Origin of the sequence: Plantactinospora endophytica (genome assembly GCF_016862915.1) — a bacterium.
In the GTDB taxonomy this organism is placed as follows: Bacteria; Actinomycetota; Actinomycetes; order Mycobacteriales; family Micromonosporaceae; genus Plantactinospora; species Plantactinospora endophytica.
This window is the reverse complement of record NZ_BONW01000051.1, coordinates 68,598-75,300: the sequence shown is the minus strand read 5'-3', so window position 1 is coordinate 75,300 and position 6,703 is coordinate 68,598. Positions and strand designations below refer to the sequence as shown.

General features: G+C 68.1%; 6 protein-coding genes. 4 read left to right on the top strand and 2 right to left on the bottom strand.

The window, feature by feature from the left end:
• Positions 1–238, bottom strand: a 238-nt coding sequence (locus Pen02_RS40085) for an IS110 family transposase (protein WP_239142008.1), incomplete at its 3' end; no start/stop codon positions are given.
• Between the two features lie 511 nt (positions 239–749).
• Between Pen02_RS40085 and ybiA the strand changes: the two genes are divergently transcribed.
• From ybiA to Pen02_RS40070, 3 genes are all read left to right on the top strand, one after another.
• The gene (gene ybiA, locus Pen02_RS40080) at positions 750–1,265 is read left to right on the top strand and encodes a riboflavin biosynthesis intermediates N-glycosidase (protein ID WP_239142005.1); all 516 of its coding nucleotides are present in this window, start codon (positions 750–752) and stop codon (positions 1,263–1,265) included.
• Positions 1,266–1,368: 103 nt separating this feature from the next.
• Positions 1,369–2,652 (top strand): IS110 family RNA-guided transposase, encoded by a 1,284-nt coding sequence (locus Pen02_RS40075; RefSeq protein WP_203871438.1) that lies wholly within the window; start codon positions 1,369–1,371, stop codon positions 2,650–2,652.
• Positions 2,653–3,055: 403 nt separating this feature from the next.
• Positions 3,056–3,952: a hypothetical protein gene (locus tag Pen02_RS40070; RefSeq protein WP_203871437.1), complete on the top strand. Its 897-nt coding sequence runs from the start codon at positions 3,056–3,058 to the stop codon at positions 3,950–3,952.
• Positions 3,953–4,088: 136 nt separating this feature from the next.
• On the opposite strand, the gene Pen02_RS40065 is transcribed toward Pen02_RS40070, so the two are convergent.
• Positions 4,089–4,289, bottom strand: coding sequence for a hypothetical protein (locus Pen02_RS40065; RefSeq protein ID WP_203871436.1), 201 nt, complete (start codon positions 4,287–4,289; stop codon positions 4,089–4,091).
• Between the two features lie 440 nt (positions 4,290–4,729).
• On the opposite strand from Pen02_RS40065, the gene Pen02_RS40060 reads away from it, so the two are divergent.
• Positions 4,730–6,517: an ankyrin repeat domain-containing protein gene (locus Pen02_RS40060; protein WP_203871435.1), complete on the top strand. Its 1,788-nt coding sequence runs from the start codon at positions 4,730–4,732 to the stop codon at positions 6,515–6,517.
• Positions 6,518–6,703 lie beyond the last annotated feature (186 nt).

The window sequence follows — 6,703 nt, the reverse complement described above, 5'->3', positions numbered from 1 at the left end:
GGTCGAGGCGTCGAGCGACGAGCAGTCTCAGCTGCTGTCGCTTGAGATCGGCCTCGCCGACGGTGATGGCGGGCAGATCGTCGCGCATGCGGAGGGTTTGGGCGAGGACATAGGCGTCCAGGGCGTCGGTCTTGCGCTCGCCGTGGAATGCCTCGGCCATTCGGGAGGCGATCGTGCTGTTGATGTAGCGGATGTCGGCGCCTCGGTCGTGTAGGGACCTGACAAGACTTATCGACACAGCCGAGCGGCGTGGCTTCAGTCGGAAAGCCAAGCACGTACGACTGGACGAAGCCAGCACCTATGGGCTGCTCGCCTACCTGTACGAGGCCACTCCAGAGCCCTCGTGGATGTGCCTCGTCATTCAGGTCGATGGGGGTTTGACGCAGGCTGCATACAGGCCCGAGATCTCCTTCGGACGGTTGGACGTCGCGCTTGCCGATTTTGCAACGATGCGACGCGCCAAGCGTCCGGAGCGGGACCAGATGCTCCACTGGATGGCCTGGTTGGCGTACGGTGCGCCGAAACGTTGACGGGAAGCATGCCCTGAGGTGCTACTCGTTGGGCACGGCCTCTCGTCCTGCGGCGGACGCACTCACATCGGCATGTCTGGGCACCCTCGCAGCTGGACGCGCCCCGGTCGACAGCGACTCCCGGTGACGGGTGCGTCGGGATCGACGCGCCGTGCCTGCGGCAGATCCGGATGGGTGGCCAGCGAACTCGGTTGCCGCTCTGTCGATGCCTGTGACACGGTGCAGATCTCCGACCCCCGCTCCGAGGCCCAGATGACGATCTACTTCTACGGTGCCGACGAGGTTCCGTACGGCTGCTTCTCCAACTTCTCCGGCCACGGCTTCGACCTCGACGGCCACTGGTGGACGACCTCCGAGCACTATTTCCAGGCCCAGAAGTTCCCAGGTACCCGCCACGCCGAACTCATCCGGCGGACGGCGACCCCGTTGCGGGCCGCCGAGCTGGGCCGCGACCGGTCCCGGCTACTGCGCCGCGACTGGGAACGGGTCAAAGACGACGTGATGCGCCGGGCCGTGACGGCCAAGTTCACCGCCCACGCCGACATCCGCGCCATCCTGTTGGACACCGGCGACGAGGAGATCATCGAGGACACCAGCACTGACCACTACTGGGGACGCGGCCGGAGTGGCACCGGCAAGAACATGCTCGGACGGATCTTGATGCGCACCCGTACCCAGCTACGCGCCGACCTTACTCAGAACGCCAACATCCAGGGCCGCCGACAGCGGCGATGACACTGAACGCAACCATCGCGAACGCGCTGTCCGCAGCATAGAAAGACGTTCTGCGTGTCGATGCAGGGCGTAGGAACGTCCTCCTGATGCGCTTGCGGGCTTGGTGTCCCATCGCAGCTCGAACGCGATCGTCGGCATCGACTTGGCCGATGAGAAGCAGATGGTCGTGGTCACCGATCACGACTCGAAGGTGCTGGCCCGCAAGACGTTCAGGTGTCACGCGTGGGACCTCGGGGCGGCGTTGGACTGGGCGGGAAAGCAGGCGGCGGCGAAAGGCTTCACCGCCGCGACGGTGGCGTGTGAGCCGACGGGGCACCGATGGCGAGTGCTGGGCCAGCTGGCTGCGGATCGTGGGATGCCGTTCGTGTGCGTGCAGCCGATGTTGACCTCGTGGGCGCGGCGCAGCGAGGACCTGACGTTCGACAAGACCGACGAGAAGGACGCGGTGCTCATCGCCCGCCTCGCGGCGCAGCTGCGCTGCTACGTGCCCGAGACGGCGGACCAGACGTGGGGCCGGCTACGGCATCTCGGCGCACGCCGGGCGCAACTGTTGGTGGAGTCTGGGCGGCAGGTCCAGCAGATGCGGGCCCTACTGGAATGCGTGTGGCCGGCGGCGTTGCAGACCGCACGGCAGCCGTTTCGGTCGTCGACCTGGACCGCGGCGATCACTGTCGTGGTGGACCGCGACGGCGGTGACCTGGCCCGAACCCGGCGGCTGGGTGCGGCACGATGGGAGAAAGCGGTGCGCAGGGAGATCATCCGGCGTGGCCGCAAGAAGCCCTGCATGCGCATCATCCGGTCGCTGTTCGCCGCGTTCACCGATCCAGCAGGCGTGAGCGCGCACCGTCCGGGCGCCCTGGAACGAGTTGCCCTGGTTCTACGTGATTGGCGCGAGACGCACCGCCGGCTGGACGACACAGAGACCCGAATGACGGCGATCTTGGACCAGATGCAGCTGACCGAGCTGGTCACTTCGATCCCCGGCCTGTCCGCGATCGGCGTCGCGGCGATCCTGGCCGAGACCGGTGACCTGAACAGGTTCGCCAGTGCCCGAGCGCTGGTCAAACACGCCGGCCTGGCGCCCCGGGAGAGGTTGTCGGGCACCTTCATCGGTCGTACAAAGCTCAGCGGGCAGGGCCGGCCACGGCTACGGCTGGCCGCTTGGCGCACAGTCTGGGGCGCGCAACGCGCCAACCCCGTCTACGCCGCCCGGTTCGCACACCTGACCACCCGGGAGCAGAACAAGCTCACCGTTACCCAGGCTCAAGCCGTGATCGCCGCAGCGATCCCGCGGCAACTACACGCCGTTGTCACCACCGGCCGAGCCTGGGACCCCGCCATCGCCGCGCACGGCACCCGGACCACGGAGATGCCCCTGGCCGCCTGAACCCAGCAGACGGCCCGTCAAGCAGGGCCGGGGCGAGCCCCACGCGGCATTGAGGGAACCCCGGGGGTTACCTCGTCTCTCATCAAGGGCAGCCCCGCCCGTCGTCTCACCAACCCGGTTACGCGCTGCAGGGACCAACCCCATTACGACTACGCAGGGACAGACGGCGGACGCGGCACCCGACCAACGCTTGACCCAAACGTCTTACGCTGATGAGAGTGCGGCTGGTCGTCATCGCGGGCAGGTCCCGCCCCCAACCGGGAGAACACCTTCGAATGAGTAGGTCACTTTGTCCGGTCTCCGGGAGCGCGTGCGGACCGAGTCACATATGTGGCTGGATCGCCGTCACCGGATCGCCGCTCGGAGCAACGCCCGCCGGCCGTGGGGGTCTAGGCTGGCCCGCATGCCTGCCGATCATCACGCATTTGACCTCGGCCAGCTGATAGAGCACGTCGACGCCGGATATTTTGAGGAGGCCAGGGACATTGCGTGGCTGGGATTTGTACCCCCCGGCAAGGCGTCGAGCATCAACACCGTCGCCGGACTCAAGCCGCAGCAGATGGCGACGGAGATAGGGATCTCCGCGATGGAGCCGCCGAGCGCGATCGCTCTGGTGCGGCGCCGCTGCCCGGGCATCGTCATCGCCATGGGCCGCCCAGGCGACTCCGATCCGCGCCAGCCCTTGCGCCCGGGCGGCGCCATGCTGTGGCACTACGATGGTACCAACGAGAGCGCGGCCCTGCCCCCGCCCGACCCGGGCGCCGCGCGGGTGGTGGCGGAGCTTGCCGCGCAACGGTCCTGGGGCCCGCCTCCGGTCGCCTTCCATGCGGCGGCGCGGCTGCGCGAGGTACCCGTCAAAGAATTGTTGTCCTTGCTTGTCCATCCGCCGCAGCCGTCGGTGCATGCACGGATGTCCGTGTGGGAGCGGACCGTGCAGGCGTGGTGCTGCCTTGGCCTGCTGCACCGCGGTGAAACGGGGCTGCTGGCCGACATCGTCTTCGGCGTCGAGGACTGGACCACCGAGGCGGCCGTCTACGCGCTGGTGGTCTCGGCGTGGATGGACCATGCGCAACGGGCCGGCGTCGCCGCGCTGGTGGCGGAGCGCTTCGAGAAAGCGCTTGCGGCGCAACAGACCCGGCCCGTGCTCATCGCGGCGTCGCTGGCGCAGCTGGCCTGCGTGACTCCGGATTTGCCCGCCGCCGTCCGCGACGCGGCCCGGCAGGAGCTTGCCGAAGACGTGCTGTCCCCGGCGCAACCACAGCCCAAACGGACGCTGTGGGACAAGCTGCGGGGCCGCTGAAACCAGCGTGCCGGCGTGATTTCCGGCGGCGAGTGGCTACGTGGCCGCGTCCGCGCGGCCTCGTCAATGTCGTTGCACTCCAGCATGACAATCGCGCCGACGACCTTTTTGAGTTCCAGGTACGGCCGGTCGGTGATTAGCGTCTGGCCATTCGCGCCGGCGCGCACTGTCTTTGCCGTGTCCCGGGCTGTAGCTCGGCGCCGCCGTCGGCGACCTTGCCGGTCGGCTGCCACCGGTCGAACCACTCGTAGACCTGCTTCATCACGTCTTGTTCGTCGGCCGGGGACAATGCGGTCCATACGCGGTCGTCGCCGACGATCGGCATCGCGCACTTCATCAATGCTCCTTGCGGTTGGGAGGGCTGCTTCGTCCGTGTGACGAATGGCCGGCACCGGTCCTCGGCAGGTTCCGCCAAACTTCTTGCCGAAGCGTCGGCGCCCAACGGCTTTAGGGTCATTGAGTTGAGCCATCAGCACAGCGAAGAGCCGTGGTGGCAGGGCAATTGGAAGATCCCGTACAGCGCGGAGCGGGTCTTGGCGATCACGGCTCAGGCGCTCCTGGCGTACTCGACAACCCGCTCGTGAGGCTGCGGACATCATCGCGGCGAGTTTCGAACGCTTTCAATGAAACGCGCTCACATCGGCACGAGCGTGCGTCCGACGAGTTGCATGACGGTGTACGGAGAGTGATGAAGTGCTGGCGCCGGGCGCCCGGTCGGCGACATAAGAGCGCACCTGATCTTGCTTTGAGCGCCCACCTGATCTTGGTTGATGTGGTGTGCTGGGCTGGGTCGCCGCTCGCGAGTTGGTCGAACGAACGGGTGGATCCAAGGGCGGTTCGAGTTGTTCGATCGGGCCGACGGCATTTGCGTGCACTACCGGCGGGACAGGGCTAAGGTGGCGACGGCTGCCAGGAAGCCGCCGGTCCGCGGGAACGGGCTCAGCCCACCTGGGGATGTACCACATACGTCACTATCGCACTCCTTTCGGCCTGACCGAGCGGACATCAGGCAGACGAGAGGAGGCCGCTGTGCCGACCCTGGGCATGCCCGACCATCCCGACATTGACAGCTTCCGCCGGCAAGCCCGTGCCCTGCAGCGGGCCGTTCGGGCCGGCGACGCCGGCGCGGTTGCGCGGCTGGCCCGATACCATCCCGGCGGGGTGCCCGACGACGCCAGCGGCCTGCAGCTCAGCGCCGCGCAGTTGGTCCTCGCCCGTGAGTACGGGTTCGCCAGTTGGCCCCGGCTCGTCCGGTACCTGAAAACGGTGGCCGAACACGGCTGGGACACCGGGCTCGGTGCGGCGTCGGTGGCCGACGCGGCCGCGGAGTTCTGCCGCCTTGCCTGCCTGACGTACAGCCGCGACGACGGACCCGCCCGCTGGACACAGGCCCGTCGCCTGCTCGCCGAGCATCCCGGCCTGACCACGGCGAACATCTGGGCCGCCGCGGCGGCTGCCCGGCCGGACGACGTCGGTCGGCTGCTCGCCGAGCAACCGCGGCGGGTTGCCGAGCGGGGCGGCCCGTTCCGGTGGCGGCCGCTGTACTACCTTGTCTACTCCCGACTCGACGCGGCCGTGCCGGCCGAGCGTGTGCTCGCGGTCGCCCGGCAGATGCTCGCCGCCGGCGCCGACCCAAACGAGGGCTACCTGTTCGACGCCCTACCGCCCCCGTTCACCCTGCTGACCGGGGTGTTCGGCCACGGCGAGCTAGGCCAACGGCGCCAACCGAGCCACCCGCACTGGCGGGCGCTGGGCCGGCTGCTGCTTGACGCCGGCGCCGACCCCAACGACGCCCAGACCCTGTACAACCGGATGTTCGAGCCGGACAACTCGCACCTGGAGCTCTTGTTCGAATACGGTCTCGGCACCGGCGACGGCGGCCCGTGGAAGACCCGGATCCCGGACCTGAGCACGCCCGCGCAGATGCTGCGCGTCCAGCTACGCTGGGCGGTCGAGCACGACCAGCCCGCCCGGGTGCGGCTGCTGGTCGAGCACGGCATCGACTTCCGCTCGCCGTTCGAGGGTGACGGACCCGCATGGAGCCCGGGCGACGGCCGGACACCGGCCGAACTTGCGCAGCTCAACGGCAACGTCGACATCGCCGACTACCTCATCGCCGAAGGTGCCACACCGCCCGGCCCCGACCCGGTGCGCGAGCTGATCGCCGCAGCGTTGCGCGCCGATCAGTCCGCACTGGACCGCATCCGCGCCGAGCATCCCGCCGCCGTGACGCAAGCCCGCCGCGACCGCCCCGGACTCATGGTGTGGGCCGCAGCCCAGGCGCCGATCGAGACCCTCACGCTACTGGCGGAGCTCGGCTTCGACATCAACGCATATGGACGTGGGGACGCACCAGTCGAACAGCCCTGGGAGACCGCTCTGCACCACAGCGCCGGCAACGGCAACGTCGAGCTAACCCGCCGGCTACTGACTTTGGGCGCCGATCCCAACCTCCGCGACCGGCGCTTCGACGCAACCCCACTGGACTGGGCCCGGCACCTCCACCAGCCGACAACCGTCGCACTACTCGAACCCGTCACGGCACCCCCAGCCGGCAGCCAATGAGCGCAGATTTGCGCACATCGGCAAATCCGCTCGTGTGGTGAGCCTGGTAAATAAGGGTTTGAGGCGGCCGAGGCTGGGTTGCCGTCGATGATCGTGTCGGTGTGCGGCGTGACATGAGGAAGGGCCTTCGGATACGAGCAAAGGTGACTAAACCAGCACGACCGAAGGCCCAACTCTGTCTGTATA